Annotated in this window: 17 protein-coding genes and 1 riboswitch; of the genes, 5 read left to right on the forward strand and 12 right to left on the reverse strand. The window is 58.9% G+C overall.

Translation table 11 applies throughout. The features are described from left to right. Positions 1-70: 70 nt before the first annotated feature. Positions 71-406, reverse strand: coding sequence for a DUF3135 domain-containing protein (locus L972_RS10485; RefSeq protein WP_047438081.1), 336 nt, complete (start codon positions 404-406; stop codon positions 71-73). 393 nt (positions 407-799) lie between these two features. Here L972_RS10485 and mog point away from each other — a divergent pair, with 393 nt between their 5' ends. Next, positions 800-1,330, forward strand: coding sequence for a molybdopterin adenylyltransferase (mog, locus tag L972_RS10490; RefSeq protein ID WP_005348144.1), 531 nt, complete (start codon positions 800-802; stop codon positions 1,328-1,330). An 83-nt stretch (positions 1,331-1,413) separates the two neighbouring features. Here the strand turns inward: mog and L972_RS10495 are convergent, their stop codons facing one another. The 6 genes from L972_RS10495 to trmB all read right to left on the reverse strand — a co-directional run bounded on the left by L972_RS10495 (position 1,414) and on the right by trmB (position 5,858). Next, complete coding sequence (locus L972_RS10495; protein ID WP_047438083.1) at positions 1,414-1,815, reverse strand: DUF2541 family protein; 402 nt, start codon at positions 1,813-1,815, stop codon at positions 1,414-1,416. Positions 1,816-1,982: 167 nt separating this feature from the next. Beyond that, a complete protein-coding gene (locus L972_RS10500) occupies positions 1,983-2,192 on the reverse strand; it encodes a YgdI/YgdR family lipoprotein (RefSeq protein WP_005335219.1) in 210 nt (69 codons plus the stop codon). Positions 2,193-2,395: 203 nt separating this feature from the next. After that, entirely contained in the window at positions 2,396-3,691 is a 1,296-nt protein-coding gene (locus L972_RS10505) for a sulfurtransferase (RefSeq protein ID WP_047438085.1), read from the reverse strand. Between the two features lie 29 nt (positions 3,692-3,720). Next, on the reverse strand, positions 3,721-4,641 hold the full coding sequence (glsB, locus tag L972_RS10510) for a glutaminase B (protein ID WP_047438087.1): 921 nt from the start codon (positions 4,639-4,641) through the stop codon (positions 3,721-3,723). A gap of 122 nt (positions 4,642-4,763) precedes the next feature. After that, entirely contained in the window at positions 4,764-5,096 is a 333-nt protein-coding gene (locus tag L972_RS10515) for a YggL family protein (protein ID WP_005348158.1), read from the reverse strand. Between the two features lie 48 nt (positions 5,097-5,144). Next, the gene (gene trmB, locus L972_RS10520) at positions 5,145-5,858 is read right to left on the reverse strand and encodes a tRNA (guanosine(46)-N7)-methyltransferase TrmB (RefSeq protein ID WP_005335228.1); all 714 of its coding nucleotides are present in this window, start codon (positions 5,856-5,858) and stop codon (positions 5,145-5,147) included. A gap of 352 nt (positions 5,859-6,210) precedes the next feature. Here trmB and L972_RS10525 point away from each other — a divergent pair, with 352 nt between their 5' ends. Continuing rightward, positions 6,211-7,392: an aminotransferase-like domain-containing protein gene (locus tag L972_RS10525; RefSeq protein WP_047438089.1), complete on the forward strand. Its 1,182-nt coding sequence runs from the start codon at positions 6,211-6,213 to the stop codon at positions 7,390-7,392. Positions 7,393-7,465: 73 nt separating this feature from the next. Here L972_RS10525 and L972_RS10530 read toward each other — a convergent pair whose 3' ends face one another. Continuing rightward, entirely contained in the window at positions 7,466-8,995 is a 1,530-nt protein-coding gene (locus L972_RS10530; protein ID WP_047438208.1) for an EAL domain-containing protein, read from the reverse strand. Positions 8,996-9,247: 252 nt separating this feature from the next. On the opposite strand from L972_RS10530, the gene L972_RS10535 reads away from it, so the two are divergent. Beyond that, entirely contained in the window at positions 9,248-10,153 is a 906-nt protein-coding gene (locus L972_RS10535) for a TIGR01777 family oxidoreductase (protein WP_047438091.1), read from the forward strand. A gap of 127 nt (positions 10,154-10,280) precedes the next feature. Here L972_RS10535 and L972_RS10540 read toward each other — a convergent pair whose 3' ends face one another. After that, positions 10,281-12,728: an ABC transporter permease gene (locus L972_RS10540; protein ID WP_047438093.1), complete on the reverse strand. Its 2,448-nt coding sequence runs from the start codon at positions 12,726-12,728 to the stop codon at positions 10,281-10,283. A 36-nt stretch (positions 12,729-12,764) separates the two neighbouring features. Further along, positions 12,765-13,460 carry an ABC transporter ATP-binding protein gene (locus tag L972_RS10545; RefSeq protein ID WP_047438095.1) on the reverse strand — a complete coding sequence of 232 codons (696 nt, stop codon included), beginning with the start codon at positions 13,458-13,460 and terminating at the stop codon, positions 12,765-12,767. Positions 13,461-13,516: 56 nt separating this feature from the next. On the opposite strand from L972_RS10545, the gene L972_RS10550 reads away from it, so the two are divergent. Further along, a complete protein-coding gene (locus tag L972_RS10550; protein ID WP_047438097.1) occupies positions 13,517-14,128 on the forward strand; it encodes an arylesterase in 612 nt (203 codons plus the stop codon). A gap of 182 nt (positions 14,129-14,310) precedes the next feature. On the opposite strand, the gene L972_RS10555 is transcribed toward L972_RS10550, so the two are convergent. After that, on the reverse strand, positions 14,311-15,255 hold the full coding sequence (locus L972_RS10555; protein ID WP_047438099.1) for a chemotaxis protein CheV: 945 nt from the start codon (positions 15,253-15,255) through the stop codon (positions 14,311-14,313). 139 nt (positions 15,256-15,394) lie between these two features. Then, a complete protein-coding gene (locus L972_RS10560; RefSeq protein WP_052200047.1) occupies positions 15,395-18,424 on the reverse strand; it encodes a glycosyl hydrolase family 18 protein in 3,030 nt (1,009 codons plus the stop codon). A 115-nt stretch (positions 18,425-18,539) separates the two neighbouring features. Further along, a riboswitch (cyclic di-GMP riboswitch) is annotated at positions 18,540-18,622 on the reverse strand. Positions 18,623-18,916: 294 nt separating this feature from the next. On the opposite strand from L972_RS10560, the gene L972_RS10565 reads away from it, so the two are divergent. Continuing rightward, positions 18,917-21,100 carry an ExeM/NucH family extracellular endonuclease gene (locus L972_RS10565; RefSeq protein ID WP_047438101.1) on the forward strand — a complete coding sequence of 728 codons (2,184 nt, stop codon included), beginning with the start codon at positions 18,917-18,919 and terminating at the stop codon, positions 21,098-21,100. Positions 21,101-21,308: the final 208 nt, after the last annotated feature.

Here is a 21,308-nt window from a genome sequence, read left to right on the forward strand (position 1 = left end):
TCGCCAGCAATTCCCTTTATTATGGCTTCACCGATTTGGCTGAAATATCAACCAAGGGGGTTATTGCAGATTATTTGCGACGTCGATAGTCCGTCAGATGGATTATTTTACCACTGCCATCGCTTTCAGGCGGAGGGTCCCCCTCTTCTCTGAACTGGCTCATTTCGCTGCGCATCAAATAAAAAGATTCCCGCATCATGTTGGTAATCCGGATACAGCTATCAAGATTGTTTTTCGCCAGCCGGCGCTGACCATCAATCTTGAACTGCAACCCGCGCAGACGGCGCTGCTGATCGGGGCTCGCACGGGCCATCAACTGGTCGATCTGCTGCTCCAGAATCGCATCAAGCCGGGAGGGCTCACTCGCAGCCAACTCCTTCAGGGTGTCAAAATCAGGCAACTCCATATGCCCTCCTTGGCGACTATTGCTGGCAACACACTGCGGTACCACACCATCACGTCCCAGCCATATAAATCTGTATATACGACGCGGCTAAAAAGGGTTCAATCCATCCACTGGCGACTAAACCGGACAATGGTCACTACGAGGGTGTCTATCTATTTTAATTGTGTTTGGAAACAAGCGATTGTTTTTAATTCAGGCGAGATAAAACACTTATACATTTTAGGTTGTGATTTTCTGTTTTTTATTGCAAATAAAAATCCGGGTGGCCTTATTTTGCTTCATTCGACACTTTATTCTTCCCTCACCGACCCGCGTCATCTCCTGACGGTTTAACATATCTCACTGATTATGTTATTTTAATTGCCACTTTTATCGGACATTCAAGAGCAGACCATGAGCAAGGCAAAAATCGGTATCGTCACCGTCAGCGATCGCGCCAGCGCGGGCATCTATGAAGACCTCTCCGGCAAGGCCATCATCGACACCCTGAACGCCTATCTGACCTCGGAGTGGGAACCTGTCTATCAGGTGATCCCCGATGAGCAGGAGCAGATTGAAGCGACCCTGATCCGGCTGGCGGATGAGGAGCAGTGTTGTCTCATCGTCACCACAGGCGGCACCGGTCCGGCCAAGCGGGATGTCACGCCGGAAGCGACCGAGGCGGTGTGTGATCGCATGATGCCGGGCTTTGGCGAGCTGATGCGGGCCGAATCCCTCAAATTTGTGCCGACTGCCATTCTATCGCGCCAGACTGCCGGGCTGCGCGACGATACCCTGATCGTCAATCTGCCGGGCAAGCCCAAATCAATCCGCGAATGTCTGGATGCAGTTTTCCCTGCCATCCCCTACTGCATCGATTTGATGGAAGGGCCGTATCTTGAGTGCGATGAAACTGTCATCAAGCCGTTTCGGCCGAAAAAATAGCGAACCCGACCATAAAAAATAATGGCGAGCCACGGCTCGCCATTATTTTTAACTCATCTGTCTGCGCAGAAAAACCGCATCAATTATTTGCGGCCGAATACTTTTACGCCCGCTTTGCTGCGCTCTGAATTACCGTACACTTCGATTTTTTTCACACAACGGCGCGAGCCCAGTGATTTCCACTCGGTTTCTTTATCACTGCTCATTTCCCGATCGAAACGAATGGTCTTGGTACGATCACCACCATAGGTCACCACCACCCGATCCAGAGTCAAATCACGCTCCGCCTTCACCTTGATATATTTGGTCTGACGGCAAACCACCAAAGGAATTGTCGCGCCATGATCACCGGCTCCCAGCAAAATAGTCCGCCCCAGCGTGAACTGATCGTCACCGGCATGGCTGGCTGACGCCACCACCAGCAAGGCACCACCCAGCAAGCTGCGTGCAGAAAAACCGGAATTCCAGATAGACATCAAGGACATAACACCTCCAATAAAAAATGGAGTGTGATGATAAGGGTTAAACCATAACGGAAGCTGTATCAAAGCTGAATTTGCTGCGAATGTGCGGGGATCAACAGAGAAAACAGCGCGACTTTTCGGCAAAAAGAGAAGAGCCGCAGATAGCGGCCCTTGCGGCAAGAGAGCGCTTAGCGCTCCATGATTTGGGTCACGTCATCTTTCTTGATCATTACCTCGCGCCCTTCATGATCGTAATAGCGATACATGCCGGTGCTCTCATCCAGCTTGGGTTTGCTCTCTGTGGTGATCATCTTGCCATCCTTGGTGCTCATGATGTATTGGGAGCTGCATGCCACCAGCCCCAGGGCACACACCAGGATCATCATCAGTTTTTTCATTGCGGCCTCTTCTGCGATCATCCTCACCACGAGGATGTTTCTTGAAGCCTAGTTCAATCGCACGGCACGGGATGGTGCGATGAGCAAAGCGGGATCGCCGTCAATAATCAGCGACTTAGCCTAGTTATCTGGCCGGGTGGCGAGCGCAATGAAAAAGGCCGGACATCTCTGTCCGGCCTCTTCTTTCAAGCGCAAGAACGCAATCATGACTTGGCAGGCTGACGCTCACCGGTCACGGTCGGGTTCTTGGGATCGGAACTCCACTCGTACCAACCGCCGTCGTAGACGCTGATCTGCTTCCAGTCCATCAGCCAGGCGTAGAAGAAGGCCTCGGAGGCGCGCCAGCCGGTACCGCAGTAGAACGCAGCCTGCTGGGTTGGCTCGATATTCCACTGCTCCCACATGGCGAGGATCTCGCGGGCCGGCTTCATGGTGCCGTCCGGGTTGTGGAAGTCGCTCATGCTGTTGGCATCGACGCCACCATGACCCCACTTGGCTCCCGGGATATCGCCCTTCGGCTTGATATAGCTGTAACCTGAGGTGTTGCCGACAAACTCGTCCCAGGTGCGCACGCTGACCAGTGCGCTATCGGGCTGCTTGAGCAGCTCTTTCGCCTGACTTAGCGTGGTGTAGTACTCGGGGTGAGCGGGAATGGCCACGCCAAACTCCTTCACCGGCTCATATTTGTTGGGAAGACCGGTTTCGGTGCGCAGGTGCTGGATAAACCAGGCATCCAGGCCACCGTCCAGCAGGCGCACATCTTCCACCCCCGCATACATCATCAGGTGCGCGGCACGGGCGGCCGCCATGGTGTTGCGACCATAGAGGATGACGGTGGTGTCGTGACGGATGCCGTTATCCAGCAGCAGCTTCTTGAGTGCTTCGTCAGAGACCTTGTTCCACAGCGGCTCCTCTTCGAGGCTGTTGGTATCGATATAACCGGCCCCCGGGATGTGGCTGATGAGGTAGGCCTTGGGTGAACCCCAATCCACTTCAAACAGCTTCCAGTCCCCCTTGGGCGCCGCGGCAACCGGCTTGCCCTCTTGCAGGTCAGCCAACCAGCGCGGATAGACCAGCTGCTGCCAGCGTGCCAGCGACTCGCGCGGTGCGGCTTGCCACCCTTGCAGCTCGAACAGCTGCTTGATCCCCTGCTTGCGCAGCAGACGGGCCACCTCGGCCACTTCGCGGGACGCACCGTAGAGGGCAACCGGACGATCGGCCTTCAGCCCCTTGCTCTCGAGCGCCTTTGGCCACTCTTCATCGCTGTATTTCCACTCGGCAGAGAGGTTCTCGGCGCCCGCCACATGACCGCCCTGCTTCTCCCCTTCCATCGGCCACCCCTGATAGAAGTAGCTGGCGCGGGTATCCAGGATGACAGCCTGTTTGGCCTTGGCATCGGCCAGCGAGAGCGGTGGCAACTCCCCTGCCACGGCGGGCAGGGCACACCAGAGCAGTAAGGTCGCCAGCGCGGCCTGCAGGAAGCGAAGATGTCGTTTCATGGTGATTTCTCGATTCATAGTGAACAAGGTTAAAAAATGGAGCGACCCAGCCGCTCGGCCAGCAGCTCCAGCACCGCCGTGCCCGCCAGCGAGTTGCCGGCTTTGTTGAGCTCGGGCGACCAGACACAGACGCAGAGCTCGCCCGGGATCAGGGCGATGATACCGCCGCCGACACCCGATTTGCCCGGCATGCCGACCCGATAGGCAAAATCGCCCGCCTCATCATAGAGGCCGCAGGTGGCGAGCAGGGCGTTGACCTGCTTGGTGGTGCGGGCGGGCAGCAGCGGCACGCTCTCGCCCAGTGGCACACCACGGTTGGCCAGATAGATGAATGCCCGCGCCAGATCAACGCAGCTCATGCGGATGGCACAGGCATTGAAGTAGCTTTGCAGCACCTTGTCCACTTCGTTTTCGAAGTTGCCGTAGGCCTTCATCAGATAGGCGATGGCGGCGTTGCGGGCAGAGTGCTGATATTCGGAGCGGGCGACCACCTGATCCGCCATGATGGCCGGATTGCCGGAAAGGCGGCGCACCAGCTCGAGGGTACGTTGACGCGGCGCAGTGAGGCGGGTCTCCAGCAGATCGCTCACCACCAGCGCCCCGGCATTGATAAAGGGGTTGCGGGGAATTCCCTGCTCGAACTCGAGCTGCACCAGCGAGTTGAAGGGCTGGCCGGAGGGCTCCTTGCCAACACGGGCCCAGATCTCCTCCTCCTGATAGAGAGTGAGTGCCAGGGTCAGGCTCAGGGCCTTGGAGATACTCTGGATGGAGAAGGGTTCAAAAGCGTCACCGGCGGTGAACAGCTCCCCCTCAACGGTACAGACTGCGATACCGAGCCGATCGGCCGGTACCTGAGCCAGTGCCGGAATGTAGTCGGCCACCTTGCCTTGTCCCAGCAACGGGCGCACCTCTTCAAGGATGCTGGCCAGTAATTCGGATGACAACACCATAAGCAATAAGCGATTCCATGACTAAAACAGCGGTGGAGATCCCATCCCCACTGACAAAAATCCCGCCAGCGGCGGGATTTTTCAGTTACCCACAACAAGGCGCCAGATGCGGCAGCCTTGTATCAGGCCGGTTCACCGTACCAGAGGTCGAACAGCTCGGTAACGACCACGGCTTCCATCCCCTTGCCTTCCAGCCAGGATTTGACGGCGGCGCGGTCTTCTTCGGTACACTTGCCCAGTTGCTGGGTGCAGATCATCCCTTCCCAGGCCAGGTGACCGGAGCCGGCAAAAGCCAGTTTACGGGGTTCAACAACCTCATCGATCATCGCATCGACTACCGCATCGATGGTCTCTTCGGCAGTGCCGACCGGGAAGTTGAAACTGATGTCGAAACCCATTTCCTGGAATTCATCGACGCGCAGTTTCTTGCGCAGGCGGCGGCTACGATTGGCCATGATAGCTCCTCAAGTTAGTTGATACGCTAGGTGTGTTGACGTGCCAGCTTAGCTGACACGCTTGAAAATCAGATCCCAAACCCCGTGGCCGAGACGGTGGCCACGTTGTTCAAATTTGGTCAGCGGACGCCAGTCCGGACGAGGCACCCAGTTGCCGGTGGCAGAGGTGTTCTCGTAACCCTCGGCGGCGCTCATCACTTCCAGCATATGCTCGGCATAGTTTTCCCAGTCGGTCGCCATGTGGAACACGCCACCGATGGCCAGCTTCTGGCGAATATCCTGGGCAAATGCAGGCTGTACGATGCGGCGCTTGTGGTGACGGCTCTTGTGCCAGGGATCCGGGAAGAAGAGCTGCAGGCAGGAGAGTGAACCGTTCGGGATCATGTGCTCCAGCACTTCCACCGCATCGTGGCAGATCACCTTCAGATTGGTGACGCCCGCTTCCTGAGCGGTACCCAGACAGGCGCCCACGCCCGGGGAGTGCACTTCAATGCCGATGAAGTTCTTCTCGGGGGCATTCTTGGCCATCTCCACCAGAGAGGCGCCCATGCCAAAGCCGATCTCCAGCACCACAGGTGCCTCGCGGCCAAACAGCGCGACCAGATCGAGCTGCTTTGGCTCGAAATCGATGCCCATGACCGGCCAGAGCTCTTCCAGGGCCTTCTCCTGCCCTTTGGTCAGGCGGCCTTCGCGACGGACAAAGCTGCGGATCTTGCGCATGAACTTGCCGTCTTCGTTAAATACATCTTGGGTCACAGGCATAATGGTCTCGTTATTTCATCAATCCGGGTAATACATCTATTTGTGTCCGATCCCGAGCGGGACCGCTCGCGGCTCGGCATTTCATCGACCCGCGAAAACAGGGGAGCGAATTATCCCAAGATAGGCCCAAGGCGCAAGTGTTTCGCGCAACAAATATTCCGGCCATCCACTTCCCTGCTCCCTCACTGGCATCACCACACCGACTAACCGTCCAATATAATCCGCAGTAGAGTCGTTCCAGCCCTTTTTTGGCGATTTTTGTGACAATCATTGCCTCATTTCTGAAATCTGATACAAACGGATAACCTGGCGGTCGAATGGAGCGACCGCCCACATGCCGAGAGAATTGTCTATGCAGCCGTTTTTTGCCCAGCGCTTCGAGAAGGTCGAGCCTTCCTTTATCCGTGAAATCCTCAAAGTTGCCGCCAATCCGGAGATCATCTCCTTCGCTGGTGGCCTGCCCAATCCCCACCTGTTTCCGGTCAAGGCGATCGATCAGGCCTGTCAGGATGTACTGCGCGAACAAGGGGCTGCTGCCCTGCAATATGCGGCGACCGAGGGCTTCGCCCCGCTGCGCCAATATATTGCCGACCGCTATCTGGCCCGCCACGGCATGCAGGTCAATCCGGACAATATCCTCATCACCAGCGGCTCCCAGCAGGCGCTGGATCTGCTGGGCAAGGTGCTGATCGACGAGGGTCAGGATCTCATCATCGAAGAGCCGGGTTACCTTGGCGCCATTCAGGCCTTTTCTGTCTACCAGCCCACCTTCAAGCCGATCACCCTTGAAGAAGAGGGACTGGACCTGGCGGCGCTGGATGCGCTGCTGGCAAGCGGCTCCAGTGCCAAGCTGCTCTACGGCGTGCCCAACTTCCAGAACCCGAGCGGTGTCTCCTACAGTCGTGCCAACCGCGAGGCACTGGCGGAGCGGCTGATCAGCCACGAGCTGTTGATGGTGGAAGATGATCCCTACGGCGAGCTGCGTTTCGAGGGCGAACATATGCCCCCCATTGCCAAGCTGGCGCCAAACAATACCGTGCTGCTCGGCTCGTTTTCCAAAACCGTGGTGCCCGCCTTCCGTCTGGGCTGGATGGTAATGCCGGACTGGCTGCGCAAGAAGGTGACTATCGCCAAGCAGGCGACCGATCTGCACAGCAACGCCTTCAGCCAGCAGGTGCTGCACCGCTTCCTGAACGACAACTCTCTCGACGCTCACCTGGAGAAGATCAAGGAGGTCTATGGTCGCCAGCGTGCCGCCATGGAGGCCGCGCTGGCCCGTCACTGCCCGCCCGGCGTCAGCTACACCCGACCGGAAGGGGGTATGTTCCTCTGGCTGACTCTGCCAGCCCACATCAGTGCCATGGCGCTGTTTGACGAGGCGATCAAGGAGAAGGTGGCCTTCGTACCCGGCGCCCCCTTCTACGTGCGCCCCGAGATCAAGAACACCCTGCGCCTGAGCTTCTCCTGCGTCGATGAAGCGACCATCGAGGAGGGGGTCAAACGCTTGGCCCGCGCCCTCCAGCGCATGCTCTGAACGCCCAAGCCAAACGGTATCAACAAAAAACCAGCGAGTGATCGCTGGTTTTTTATGCTCCCCATTCAACCATTCAGCCAAACAGGGTCTTGCAAAACTGCTTCATCGGGATGGGGCGGCTGTAACGATACCCTTGCAGATAGTCAACGTGGCGCGCCCGCAGGTAGTCCGCCTGCGACTGCTTCTCGACCCCCTCCGCGATCAGGATCAATTCAAGTCGCTTCGCCAGATCAATCACGTTTTCAACGATATGACTGGAGAGTGCATCCGTGCCGATCATCTCTACAAAGCTCCGGTCAATCTTGATTGCATCGACCTGAAACTGTTGCAGATAGGTGAGACTGGAGTGACCGGTGCCAAAATCATCGATAGAGATCAACACGCCCAGTTTGCGCAATTCGGCAAACATCTGAGCCGTTGTCTCATCAGCCACCAGCAGTTCACGCTCAGTCAGCTCCAGCCCCAAATCAACGGGATTGTCCTTAAACGCGTCGAGAAACGCCTTGCAGTCAGCCAACAGGTCGAGATCCTGAAAGTGCTTGGCGCTGATATTGAAGCAAAAATGGAACTTGGCCGGCAGCTTGCGGGCATAAGGGGAGAAGTGGTCGCGCACCTGCGCCATCAACAGGCTGGTCATGGGCACGATCAGCCCGCTATCTTCCGCCAGCGGAATAAAGCGATCCGGCGAGATCATCCCCTGCTTGGGATGCTGCCAGCGCATCAGCACCTCACAGCCACGCCACTGCTCATCCTCACCGGAGACCACCGGCTGCAGGTAGGGGATAAACTCCTCTTCGATCAACGCCCGCTTTAGCTCCTCCGCTGGCGAGCTGCTACGCCCCATCAGCCTGAAGGTGCCGAATCCAATCAGCAGTGCCAGCAACAGAGAGAGGATCAAGGTATATCTGGAGTATCGCCATGCGTGGCTCCAGTAGTCATGCACCGTGACCTGGGTGACGACCTGATAGGGGAAATCAGCCGAAGCGAGGGCAATATAACCCTCTTCTGTCGGAGAGGGCGCCGCCCCAACCTGACCTGAGCCAAACAGTGCCCTCTGCCCCACCACCAGAGCCATCGGGGAGTTCTTGCTGGAGATCTCCAGGGTATTGCGCAGGTAGTAGCCATCTACACCGATCAGCACACTCCCCTTGTCCGTTTCATGACGCAGCACGATCAAGGGGCGATCCGGTGTGACCTCATTGCCAGGCAGCAGTTGCAACCTGCCATCCACATAGCGGTCGGGATTGAAGGGGCCATCGTAGTCACCATAGAGCGAGGTGCAATAGATGTGGCTGCCTACAGCCAGATTGGCGGAACGGACATAAGGCACCGTGGCCACCTGTTCGCGCAGCAGTTGTGCCGCCTCCTTGCAGGAGTGACCAAGCATCCCCTCCACATTGATGGCCGCCTGCTGGGCATGGCCGATGGAGCGCTCAAACATCACACGGGCATGCTGCAACCGTGAATCGGCATCACGCTCTGTCTCCGTCACCGTCTGCCAGATAACGGCAACAACCCCCAGCAGCAGGATCCCGCCCCCCATCAGCAGCGCCAAGAGAATCCTCGAGTAAAGCTGGCGAAGTTTCAAACGACGAAATGGCATGGCGGCCTCTTTGATGCTCGGATAATGGGTGACAGCCTCGGTGGACAGGCGAAAAGGGTCGCCATAATAGCGATTGTTCAACAAATGTCCACCCAACAAAAATCAATCAATTCAAACTATTGTTCAACAATATGTCGTAAGAAGAGGATAGAGTTAACAAACGTCAAACAGAAAACTCCCGAAGCACGTCTCACTTGTTGAAGGGAAGCCACACCATTAAAGTTGAGCAAACGGCAGCAGGAGCATGCAGCGATGAAGATTCTTATTACCGGAGGAACCGGCTTTATCGGCCGCAAGCTGGTTGCCCATCTCAAGGTCAATCATGAGGTCGTGGTCTTGAGCAGGCAGGGGAGCCGCGCCTACTCCCTGCTCGGCCACGATATCAAGGTATTGGATAACCTCGACCGGCTTGATGACCTCAATGATGTGGATGCGGTGATCAATCTGGCCGGTGAACCCATCGCCGCCGGACGCTGGAGCGAGTCGCGCAAACAGCTGCTCTGCGATAGCCGCTGGCTGTTGACCGAGCAACTGGTGGATCTCATCAAGCTATCCAGCACGCCGCCCAAGGTGCTGATCAACGCCTCCGCCATCGGCTGGTATGGCAGACAGGGCACCGAAACCCTCGACGAGCAGTGTCGCTCTCCCAACGACGAGTTTACCCACCAGCTCTGCCAGCAGTGGGAAACCCTGGCGCAGGAGGCCCAGAGCCGCCAAACCCGGGTCTGTATCGTGCGGATCGGACTGGTGCTTGGTATGGATGGCGGCGCCCTGCCCAAAATGCTCCCCCCCTACCGACTCGGACTCGGCGGCCCTATGGGATCGGGCAGCCAAATGATGAGCTGGATCCATGTGCAGGATCTGGTACGCGCCATGCTCTTCCTGCTGGAACACGAGGAGTGCAGCGGCATCTTCAACGGCACTGCGCCCCATCCGGTCAGTAACCGGGAGTTCAGCCAGACCCTTGCTACCACGCTGCACCGTCCACACATCTTCTTCGTCCCGGCGCCGCTGTTGCAACTGGTGATGGGGGAGGCGGCAGATCTGCTACTCACTGGACAAAAGGTGATACCAGCGCGGCTGCAACAGGCCGGTTTTCACTTCAGCTATCCCGAGCTGCCGAGTGCCCTCACCAATCTGCTGCGCGAGCCCCGCTAACTCACACCCGCTCGCTGCGTCCACTCGTCAGCACCTCGCATAACAAGAAGCCCAGCCAATGGCCGGGCTTCTCGTTTATTGTGGCTGCGCTATTGCACCTTGTGTGCATCGGCTCGCGTTGGCGGGATTACAACAACCCCTGACCCAGCCCTCGCAGCCGATCGCTCAGGGTGCCAGCCAGCAGCTGGCGCTGCATCCCCTGCCCCGCCAGCGTCACCAGCAGTGCCCCCAGCGTCGGCAGGCCGAGCCAGATAGCCCAGTGGAACTGCCACTGCCCCTCGAACCACCACCACTGCAGGCCAAAGGAGCAGAGCTCCACCACCATGGCGGCACAGAGCCCCGCCAGCGCACCACTGGCCACCAGCTCCCAGCGCAGCATCTTTTTCAGTAGTTCGCTGCTGGCACCCAAGGTACGCATCAACAACAGCTCGCGCCGACGCTGGGCCATGCTGGCCTGGGTCTGGGTCAGGAGCACCAGCAGCGCGGCCACTGTCACCAGCCCCAGCATCAGCGCCAGCGCCCTACTCACCTGCTCCGATACCTGAGTGAGCCGCGCAATCAGGTCATCCACATCGATAAGACTCACCGTGGGGTGGCGGCGGATCAACTCCACCTCGGCAGAGCGCCCCGCCTCGGGCAGCCGGTAGCTGCCAAGCCAGGTTCGGGAGAAGGGTTCCAGCAGATCCTCGGAGAAGATCATATAGAAGTTGGGGCGCATGTTGTCCCACTTGATGCTGCGCAGACTGGTGACCCTGGCGCCGAAGCTGTGCCCCTCGATGGTAAAGGCGAGCATGTCCCCCAGCTTGATATCGAGTCGCTTGGCCAACTCGCTATCCACTGACACCTCGCCGGGCCCGGCAAGCCATTTCCCGGCCACCAGCTTGTTGTCGATTGGCAGGGTTGCCGTGGTAGTGAAGTTGAGCTCCCGATCGACCCCCTCGCGGCCACTGCTGGCACCCTCGCCAACCGCCTCACCGGCGATATGGGTCAGCCTGCCACGCACCATGGGATAGAAATCGGAAGTGGTGGCCCCGGCTGCCGCCAGTTCGCTCAGGATCCCCTCCCGCTCGTTCTCGGCCACATTGACCAGAAAACGGTTGGGTGCATCGACGGGGAGACGTGCCGAAAACTCATCCAGCAGATCGACCCGGGCCGCCCAGAGCAAGCCAAACAGCATCAGCGCCAGCGCAAAACCCGCCAGCTGAAATAGGCCGCTGCTGCGCTCGCGCGACAGATGGGCCAGCGCCAACCGCAAGGCATGAGGCCCGCTCACTCTCGCTCCCAGCCGCAACATCAGTGCCGCCAGCAGGGCCAGCAGCCCCATCAGCAAGCCCATGCCACCCACCAGACCCAGCGCCAGCCGTACATCGGCGGTAAAGCCCCAGACCAGCGCAAACAGCCCGAGCAGACCGACAGGCAGGGCCAGCCAGGGGGGAATCCCCGCCTCCAGCTCCCGGCGCAATACCCGCAGCGGCGGCACCTTCAGCAACCGCAAGAAGGGCACAAAAGCGAGCAGCAGGGTGATAAAGAGCGCCACCGCCACCCCCAGCGCAAAGGGGCGCCAGGAGGGGAGCGGCAGATCCGGCGGCAGCAGGTCCCCCAGCAGCTGCAAGGTGATCCACTGCATGGCTGTGCCCGCCACCAGACCCAGCAGCGCACCGATCAGCGTCAGCGACAGCAGCAGGGTTCCCATCAGTTGCCAGAGCGAGCGACGGGATGCCCCCAGCGTCTTGAGCAGCGCCACCATATTGGTCTGGCGCTCGGCAAAGTGGCGCACCGCAATCCCCATCGCCAACGCCCCCAGCAACACCCCGCTTAGCGAGGCAAGCCGGAAGAAACGCTCGGCATTGGCCAGCGAGCGACCCACTTGGGATTCGCTGTCATCCGGTTTGATCCACTTCTGTCCGGCCTGCAATTGCGGCAACAACCATTGCTCGTAACGGGCTAGCGATTCCCGCGGCCCCTTGAACAGATAGCGCCACTGCTGGCGGCTGCCGGGAAGCAGGGCGCCGGTCGCCTCGATATCGGCACTGTGGATCAGCGCCCGCGGCGCCAGCAGGAAGGGGCTGAAGCCCTGATCCGGCTCCTCGCCAAGCAGGCCTGCCACCTTGAGCACCGTATTGCCTACCTCCAGCTCATCCCCCGTTTTGGCCTTAAACAGCTGCATCACCCGGGCGGAGAGCCAGATCTCGCCGGGAGCAGGGGCACGGGCAGGTTCCAGAGTGAGCTTGCCGTAGAAGGGGAAACCATCGGGCACCGCCCGAATGGAGGCAAGCTGCAACGCATCACCGTGAAACAGCATGCTGTTGAAGCTGACGGTGGTCTGCACCGCCAAGCCATCCTGTTTCGCTCGTTCCAGCCAACCATTCGGCAGCGCAGCGGCAGTACGCAGCACCCGATCCGCTCCGATAAAGTCGCGGCCCGACGCCTTGAGTCCGGCATCGAGCCGATCCGCCACCAATGCCACACTCAAGACGCACGCCACGCTCAGGGCCAGCGCCAGCACAAACCAGCGCAGCTCGCCGCTGAAACCTTCCCGGCGAAGCAGTCGCCATCCCAAGCGCCACTGCATCATCCCTTGCATCTCCCGCCTGACCCGCAGCTCACCCCGTTACACCACATCATGGGCCACCTCGCGATCCAGTCTGCCCGCCGTCATGACCAGTTGCCGCTGGCAACGCTCGGCCAGCTGATGGTCATGGGTCACTACCACTAGCGTGGTGCCGTGCTTGCGATTGAGTTCAAACAGCAGCTCGATCACCTTCTCGCCGGTCTTGCTGTCGAGGTTGCCGGTCGGCTCGTCCGCCAGCAGCAGGCTTGGGCGGGTCATAAAGGCACGAGCGATGGCCACCCGCTGCTGCTCACCGCCGGAGAGCCGTGGCGGCAGATGGTGCAACCGCTCGCCAAGCCCGACCGCGGCCAGCAGCTCGCGAGCTCTTGGTTCGCAATCACGCTCCCCGCGCAGCTCGGCGGGCAGCATCACATTCTCCAGCGCCGTCATGGTCGGGAGCAGCAGGAACGACTGGAACACAAAGCCGATCTGCTCGGCGCGCAATCGGGCCCGCCCCTCCTCATCCAGCTCGCCAAGGGATTTGCCGAGGATCTCGATGTCTCCCTGACTCGGCAGATCGAGCCCGGCCAGCAGCCCCAGCAGGGTGGACTTGCCGGAGCCGGAGGCGCCGACCAGCGCCACCGTCTCGCCACTATTGACTTGCAGATTGATCCCTTCAAGGATGGTGAGGCTTTCCTGGCCGAGGCGAACCGATTTGCCGAGGCCCTTGACGACAATAATGGGGGTTGAACTCATGCTCTGTATCCTTTGTTCCAATCCCTTGATGACAATCCATAGCGGGAGTTGAATTGATGGTGCGTATTCTGTTTGCCTTGTTCGTTGGCCTCGGCAGCCTGCTCTCGTCGGCTCAGGCCCAGACCCTGCTGGTGCTGGGAGACAGCCTGAGCGCCGGCTATCAAATGCAGGTTGAGCAGAGCTGGCCTGCCCTGCTCAACCAGAAATGGCAGGAGGAGGGGGGCAAACACACTCTGCTCAATGCCAGCATCAGCGGTGAAACGACCCAGGGGGCGCTGGCCCGTCTGCCCGCGCTGCTGAATGAGCACAAACCGGACTGGCTGCTGATCGAACTGGGGGGCAACGATGGCCTGCGCGGCTTCGCACCGACCATTACCCGCCAAAATCTGGCCAGCATGATCGCGCTCGCCAAGGAGCAGCAGACCCGTGTGGTGTTGACCCAAATCCAGCTGCCCCGCAACTACGGTGCCCGCTATCTGCGCCAGTTCGAACAGATCTTTCCCGAGTTGGCCCAGGCTAACGATCTGCCACTGCTGCCCTTCTTTATGGATGATATTGCGCTGCGCCCTGAACTTATGATGAACGATGGCATTCATCCCACCCCGGCGGCCCAGCCCCAAATCCGCGATAAAGTCGCCCGCTTTATGGAGCCGCTGCTCAGCCAATAAGCCCGCCGTCTATCACCAATATCCCATAACAAAATATCCCGCCAAAATCGGATGTTTTGAATGGGCGACGATCTCTGCGTGGCACCTTGATTCAACCAATCCATCGCCAATACCCAATAACAACACATCCCGCCGAAGCGGGATGTGTTGTTATTGATTTAGCATAACCGGCAGGCAACTTCTCAGCTTTGCAGCACCTGACGCAGCCGCTCCTGGGCCACCCCCACCAGCAAGTCGGGCTGGAACTTGGAGATAAAGCGGTCACACCCCACCTTCTTGACCATGGCTTCGTTGAAGTTGCCGCTCAGGGAGGTGTTGAGGGTGATAAAGAGATCGGACATACGCGGATCGCTGCGTACCTCGTGGGTCAGGCGGTAGCCGTCCATCTCCGGCATTTCGGCATCGGTGATCATCAGCAGGATCTCGTCAGTCACCTTCTTGCCAGCATCGCACCACCCCTTGAGCAGGGTCAGCGCCTGCAAACCATCCTGACACTCGATCACCTCAAGCCCAAGCTGGCCCAGGGTCTCGCGCACCAGATTGCGGGCGGTGCTGGAGTCATCGACGATCAGCACTTTGCGTCCATGCATCTCGGGCAGGATCTCCCGATCCAGCACCTCTTCGGAGATGCGGATGTCATAGGTAATGATCTCCGCCAACACCTTCTCCACATCGATGATCTCGACGATCTGATCCACTCCATCTTCGGGAATGCGGGTGATGGCGGTGAGGTAGTTGGCACGCCCGGCAGAGCGCGGCGGCGGCAGGATATCCTTCCAGGTCATGTTGACGATGTTGGCCACCTGCCCCACCAAAAAGCCCTGAATGGTACGGTTGTACTCGGTGATGATGAGGTTGGATTCACTGTCGATGGGCATGGGGCGCATACCGATGGCGCTGCGCAGGTTAATCACCGGGATCGAGGTACCGCGGATATTGGCTACCCCGCTGATATTGTGATGGGAGCCCGGCATCTTGCTCAGATGGGGCAACTTGACCACTTCCCGTACCTTGAAGACGTTGATGGCGAACATCTGACGGGTGCCGAGACGAAACATCAACAACTCGAGGCGGTTTTCCCCCACCAGTTGAGTTCGTTGATCAACGGAATCCAATATACTCGCCATACGCTGATATCCATCTGATTATTAATCGACTCTATTATAGAGGCTGCCCGCCAGGAAAGGCAGGCGCATTTTCAACCAGAGCGACCAACCAGACAAAAAAAGTGAGGCCGAAGCCTCACTTATCTCATTGATTTTAAAATCAATAGCTACAGACAGACTTCCAGCTGCCATCGGTTGCCTTGGGCTCGCTGCTGGTCCACCAGTTTGCTTGCCACACCACCTTGTTATGGGTGATGCGATCACCGCCATTGGCATGATCCCCCTGCGGCCAGCTCGGATAGGCCTTGTAGGCCGCCGGATTGACGTTCTGGCTGCTGCAGCTGGTGCCCGGATTCTCGCCGCCACCCGAACCCAGCACGGCCTCCGGCAGGGTCGGGAACTCGACCTTGAGACCAATGGTCTGGCTGCCACTGATGATGCGCATACCGCTCGGCACGCCAGCGGCGGGCAGGTAGTAGGTCATGGCGACTTCAATCTCGGCCCCCGGCGCCAGAGTCTGCCAGCCCGGCAGGTTCATGGCGACCTTGTGGAAGTCCTTCTCGCCCGCAATGCCTTCCGAGTTATCGTTGCCACCGCTCTCCACCACTTTCAGGCCCATGCCACTCTGATCCGTGATGGTGTCAGAGGTGGAGGTGGGCACCAGAAACTCGATGCGAGCGCCGCCCGGAATGGTCTGGGTCGACTTGTTGACCAGCTTGAGTTTCGGGTTGATCGGGTAGTTGGAGTCCCCTTCCTTGAAGCCGGAGAGGCTGACCTGGATATCGAGCTGGGCGCTCGGCGCGGCCAGATCGTTTTGCTTGGTGTTGTACGGAGTTGCCTTGGCAAACTTCTCATAAGCCAGGGTGGTCAGGGTACTGCCCATGCCGTACTCGTTCTTGGCCGGATCGAAGGCGTAATCACCCGCCATCTCCCAGAACATCACGCCACCCAGACCACGCTTGATGATGTAGTCGAGCTTGTGGCCCATGGACTCTTCATCTTCTGTTGAGAGAAACACCTTCTTCTCTTCGTTCCACAGCCAGGGCGCGTGGGCCTTCTCATCGTAGTAACGCACATACTTGCCCTGCATCACGTGAGCCGGATTGTTGGGATCCAGACCCCAGGCAGTGCCATAACTCGGCAGCGTGGTGATGCCGAGGCTGGCTGCATGCTCCAGGTTTTTGGCATGCCACATGGGCACGGCGCCACCGCCGATCTCTTTGCCGTTCTTGTCCAGATCATGCCAGATGTTGTCGATGCCGACCGCCCCGTTGCCGCACGGAATGGTGCTGCCACCTGTGCCCGGCTGGCACTCGTTCTGGCTCGGCAGGGCTGCCTTGCCACCCAGCCCGTGACTGCCACCGCTCACCCCCTGCCAACCGCGGGTGTAATAGGGCACGCCAACGTTGATCTTGCCAGCCGCCAGCGCACCGCGGAAGTAGTGGGCAGACCAGGCGGCGTTGAGGTAACCGATACCGCCAAACTGGGTCTGGGTATAGACGCCCCAATGGGAGAGCTCGGGGTCAGCATTGTTGTCGAACAGGGCCGCATTGTGACCGACAAAGTGGTTCCAGGCGCCGTGGAAGTCATAGGTCATCAGGTTGACGTAATCGAGGTACTGGGTGACCTGGAAGTTCTCCATCCCGCGCAGCAGATAGGCCGAGGCCGGTGAGGCGATGGTCAGCATATACTTGCGGCCATCTTCGTTACCGGCGTTGTCGAGCCGCGCCCGCAAGGTCTTCATCAGAACCTCGTAGTTGGCAAACAGCTTGGCCCGGCACTGGTTGGATAGCGGGAAGTCGTTGGGGTTGCCCGCATCCTTCATCGAGGTGGGGTATTCGTAGTCGATATCGACCCCGTCAAAGCCGTACTGGCGGATAAAGCTCACCGCCGAGTCAGCCAGGGTGTTGATACCGGCAGTATTGACCGAGCAATCGCCCTTGGTGGTGGCGGTGTAGAAGCCGCGCGTATCGGCCCAGCCCCCGACCGAGATGAGGGTCTTCACGTCCGGATACTGCTTCTTGTACTTCGACAGCAGGTTGAAGTGGCCCTTGTAGGCAAATTCAGGATCCATCTCGGCACCCGGCACGCCATCCCAAGTCATCTTGGTGGCTGCATCGTCCACCTTGATGGTGTGGCTCTGCTCATCCACCGCCGCGAAGGCGTAGTTGATGTGGGTGATCTTGTTCCATGGAATATCGCTCACCAGATAGGCGGGCAGGCCGTTCTTGCCGGTGCGCCAGGAGGTGAAGTAGCCGATAACCCGACGGGCATGGTCATCCCCCATGCACTCGTAACCATCCGGACGATAGATCTGGCGAATGTCACAAGAGAGGTTGCCACCGGTGGGCGGCAGCGCGGCCTCCTCGACATTGACGGTCACCGCCGCCGACTCACCGCTCAGATTGGTCTTGTCTGTGGCCACCAGCTTGAGGGCGGCACTCCCTTTGGCATCCGGCGTCCAGTTCACCTGCCAGGGGGCAGTAGTGTCTTCACCAATCTTCTTGCCATCGACATAGAGCTCGACTTTGGCCACATCGTTGTTGGCATCTGTGACGTTGCCGCTCACCGCCACACTGCGACCCAGCGTCACCTTGGCGCCATTGGCCGGGCTGCTGATGCTCGCCTTGGGCGCCTCTGGCGCGACCACGGCGGCGACGTTGAAGCTGGAATCCGCTTCGCTCAGCACCTTGCCATCTTTATCCAGCGCCCGTGCCTTGAGGGTATGGGCCCCCACTCCGGCGGCGCTCCAGCTGGCACTCCAGGGCGAGGCGCTCGCCGTGGCGACCAGCGTGCCGTCGACAAGATATTCCACCCGGGCCAAGGCCGTTACCGGGCCGCTCAGGCTCACCGCCAGCGCCACGCTGGCTCCTTCGTTGAAGCTGGCACCTACAGCCGGCGAGCTGACGGCCACACCGAGCGCAGGAGGAGGCACCTCGCCACCATAGGGCTTCCAGGCATCTGCCCAGACCACACCTACCCCCGGCTCATAGTGATAGGGGGATGCCCCGCACCAGCCTGAATAGGGAAATTCTTTGCACTCGTAGAGGGCACCGACGTTGCTGACGATATCGCCAGCCTTGTAGGCAGTACCGGATTTATAGGCGGGATAAGCGGCCTGAGCCCAGGCGGGCGCAGCCGCAAGGGCGACCAGCATGGCAAGCCTGCTGGGTCTGAAGAGCTGTTGCATATTGTTATCTTCCTTGTTTTGTCTTGGCTTGGTCACCAAGGCAAAGAACAACCGCAACCTGCATGATGGGCGCAGACAACTGGCAATGGACCTGCCACACAAACCACCCCTCACCCAGGGAAACCCCGCTATCTGGATCCACGATCGAGACCGGAGGCATTGCGCCCCGACATCACTGCCGGTTTGCCCTTTACCTGGGTTCCGTGAGGAACGAACCCAGTATAGGAAGGCGACAAGATCCCCTCAATCTTTATTCTCAAAGAGAATTATCCCCTGCCACGAAAGCGTCATGATCACAGGGTTAAAATTGATTGAATTATCAAAAAAAATCATATCGTTACTGGGATCATAAAAACGCTTTTCCTCATCTTCCCAGATTCGTTTAATGTGCGTTGGCTCACTGGTATGACATGCCAGAAATGTGACAATGCGCGCCCTTGGTCAACGAGCCAAGGCTATGGAATCACTGGCAAAAATAAAAAAGGAACACCTATGAAAGGTACTCGTACCCTGCTGTCGCTGGCCGTGGGGCTGGCACTTGCATCCTCAGGCGCCCATGCGGCATTTGTCTGCCCGTCCGATCCGGCTCAACTCACCCCCATCCCGACCATTCAGGGTACAGGCTCCGCCAGCGCGCTGGCTACCCAGACCGTGACCGACAAGAACGGTAACGTGACCGGCAAAATCAGCCCGGGCACCTTCAACGTTCGCGGTATCGTGACGACGCTGGGCCAAAGCCTGACCAAGGGGTTCTATCTGACCGACCCGGTGGGCGATGGCAATCCGGCCACCTCTGATGGCATCTTTGTCTATCTGAACGACAAGGACTTCGCGACCAAATATAAAGACATCAAACCGGGGTCTGAACTCTGCCTCGAAGCCAAGGTCGAGGAGTATTACGGCGGCACCCAGCTCAAGCCCACCTTCGAATCCAGCAAAGCCCGCCTGCAAGTCACCGCACAAGGGCTGAATGTGCCGACCAGCGTACTGCAGGTCAATGAAGGGGAGACGCTGGCGCAGGCACTCAATCGCCACGAAGGGATGCGGGTACGTCTCGACAGCAGCAGTGACCTGCACCTGACCCGCAACTACGGCTTCGACTACAAGGTCTATCGCAACAACGTAGAGTTGGCCCACAAAACCCCGCTGATCAAACCGACCCAACTTCATGTTGCCAGCAGTGCGGACGCTGTCGCACTGGCCACGAAAAATGGCAGCAACCGTCTGGTGGTTGAGTCTGATTACAAAGCACCGGATGGCGTACTGCCCTGGTTCCCAAGCTGGGATGCCGATCAGGGATATCTGCGCATTGGTGATCAGCTAAATGGATTGGAGGGAGTGATCGTCTACAACAAGGATGCCTTCCGTCTGGTGGTACCGAGCGATGTCACCCTGACTGCCGGCGCCCTGCTGCGCAGCCCTGAAGAGGATCGTCAAGACGCGCCGGCTCGCCTCGCTGGCAGCGATCTGCGGATCGGCAGCTTCAACGTACTCAACTACTTCACCAGTCACTCCAGCATTGGCGGCGCACTCAATATCCTGTGCAAGGATCAGGCGGATGCCGACAACGCCAAAGGTTGCAACCGGGGTGCCAAGAGCCAGCCCGAGTTCGAGAAACAGCGCACCAAGATCGTCAATGCCATCACCGCAATGGATGCCGATCTGCTTGGCCTGATGGAGATGGAGAACAACGGCTTCGAGGATAACTCGGCCCTCCACAATCTGGTGACCCGCCTCAACGAACAGCAGAAGGATGCGAGCAAACACTACGCCTATGTGCGTCTGCCGGTCACTGCCCTTACCGATGGCAAGTTCTTCGGCGGAGACGCCATCATGGTGGCGATGATCTACCGTCCTGCCCTGCTCACCCCCAGCGGAGATGCCAGCGTCATCAAGCTGCCTGAGCAGCGCTACACCACTGGTGGTGTGGCCAAGACAGCCGGTCAGCGCGATTCTCTGGTTCAGACCTTCACCCTCGCCAAGAGCAAGGAGCCGCTGACACTGGTGGTCAACCACCTCAAATCCAAGGGGTCAGGCTGCTACGAAAATGGCGATGGCAAGACAGAACCGGCCGACCTGCAGGGCAAGTGCACCGAGTTCCGGGTCTCTGCCGCCAAGGTGCTGGGTGAGGCGGTCAGCAAACTGCCGGGCCAGGTGCTGCTGGTGGGCGACTTCAACTCCTACGCCAAGGAAGATCCGATCCGGGTGCTGACCGACTACAACCCGGCCACCAGCGAGCGGAAGATCGTATCGGCCTCCCACACCTTTATCGGTGATCAGTCCTATGAACAGCTCGGTCGCGAAGTGACTCGCAGCTACGGCCTGATCGATCTCAACGTCAAATTCAACAAGGAGAAAGCCATCTCCTACAGCTACGACGGGGAGCTGGGCACCCTGGACTATGCCCTCGCCAACCCGGCGCTGGCCAGCAAGGTGGCAGGTGTCGCCGACTGGCACATCAACTCCTTCGAGAGCTCCCTGTTCGAATACGGCAGCCAGTACACCGGCTCCCTGCTCAAGTCTGACAACCCCTTCAGTGCCTCCGACCATGATCCCATCATCGTCGACCTGAGACTGGAGAGCGATGCCACCAAACCGGACACATCCTCAGGCGGTGGTGCACTGGGACTCGGCCTGCTGGCCCTGTTGCCACTGGCCTGGCGACGTCGCCGTTAATCACAGGCGCATCTGAATAGTGCAAGCAAAGCCCGCGAGTCTCGCGGGCTTTTTCATTCAGGTCATTGGATTTACAAATGAAAGGCGCGGACGTATGGAGAAAATAAATGATGGAGAAAGCAAAAAGGCCACCGCGATGCGGTGGCCTTTTGCTTCTTGTAACAAGAATTTGGTGGAGCTACGCGGGATCGAACCGCGGACCTCTTGC

Source organism: Aeromonas sp. ZOR0001, assembly GCF_000801015.1.
Lineage (GTDB): Bacteria > Pseudomonadota > Gammaproteobacteria > Enterobacterales > Aeromonadaceae > Aeromonas > Aeromonas veronii.

Coding starts and splice junctions, on each gene's coding strand:
- L972_RS10485 (WP_047438081.1), bottom strand. CDS start 406: ATGGAGTTGCCTGATTTTGACACCCTGAAGGAGTTGGCTGCGAGTGAG.
- mog (WP_005348144.1), top strand. CDS start 800: ATGAGCAAGGCAAAAATCGGTATCGTCACCGTCAGCGATCGCGCCAGC.
- L972_RS10495 (WP_047438083.1), bottom strand. CDS start 1,815: ATGTCCTTGATGTCTATCTGGAATTCCGGTTTTTCTGCACGCAGCTTG.
- L972_RS10500 (WP_005335219.1), bottom strand. CDS start 2,192: ATGAAAAAACTGATGATGATCCTGGTGTGTGCCCTGGGGCTGGTGGCA.
- L972_RS10505 (WP_047438085.1), bottom strand. CDS start 3,691: ATGAAACGACATCTTCGCTTCCTGCAGGCCGCGCTGGCGACCTTACTG.
- glsB (WP_047438087.1), bottom strand. CDS start 4,641: ATGGTGTTGTCATCCGAATTACTGGCCAGCATCCTTGAAGAGGTGCGC.
- L972_RS10515 (WP_005348158.1), bottom strand. CDS start 5,096: ATGGCCAATCGTAGCCGCCGCCTGCGCAAGAAACTGCGCGTCGATGAA.
- trmB (WP_005335228.1), bottom strand. CDS start 5,858: ATGCCTGTGACCCAAGATGTATTTAACGAAGACGGCAAGTTCATGCGC.
- L972_RS10525 (WP_047438089.1), top strand. CDS start 6,211: ATGCAGCCGTTTTTTGCCCAGCGCTTCGAGAAGGTCGAGCCTTCCTTT.
- L972_RS10530 (WP_047438208.1), bottom strand. CDS start 8,995: ATGCCATTTCGTCGTTTGAAACTTCGCCAGCTTTACTCGAGGATTCTC.
- L972_RS10535 (WP_047438091.1), top strand. CDS start 9,248: ATGAAGATTCTTATTACCGGAGGAACCGGCTTTATCGGCCGCAAGCTG.
- L972_RS10540 (WP_047438093.1), bottom strand. CDS start 12,728: ATGATGCAGTGGCGCTTGGGATGGCGACTGCTTCGCCGGGAAGGTTTC.
- L972_RS10545 (WP_047438095.1), bottom strand. CDS start 13,460: ATGAGTTCAACCCCCATTATTGTCGTCAAGGGCCTCGGCAAATCGGTT.
- L972_RS10550 (WP_047438097.1), top strand. CDS start 13,517: ATGGTGCGTATTCTGTTTGCCTTGTTCGTTGGCCTCGGCAGCCTGCTC.
- L972_RS10555 (WP_047438099.1), bottom strand. CDS start 15,255: ATGGCGAGTATATTGGATTCCGTTGATCAACGAACTCAACTGGTGGGG.
- L972_RS10560 (WP_052200047.1), bottom strand. CDS start 18,424: ATGCAACAGCTCTTCAGACCCAGCAGGCTTGCCATGCTGGTCGCCCTT.
- L972_RS10565 (WP_047438101.1), top strand. CDS start 18,917: ATGAAAGGTACTCGTACCCTGCTGTCGCTGGCCGTGGGGCTGGCACTT.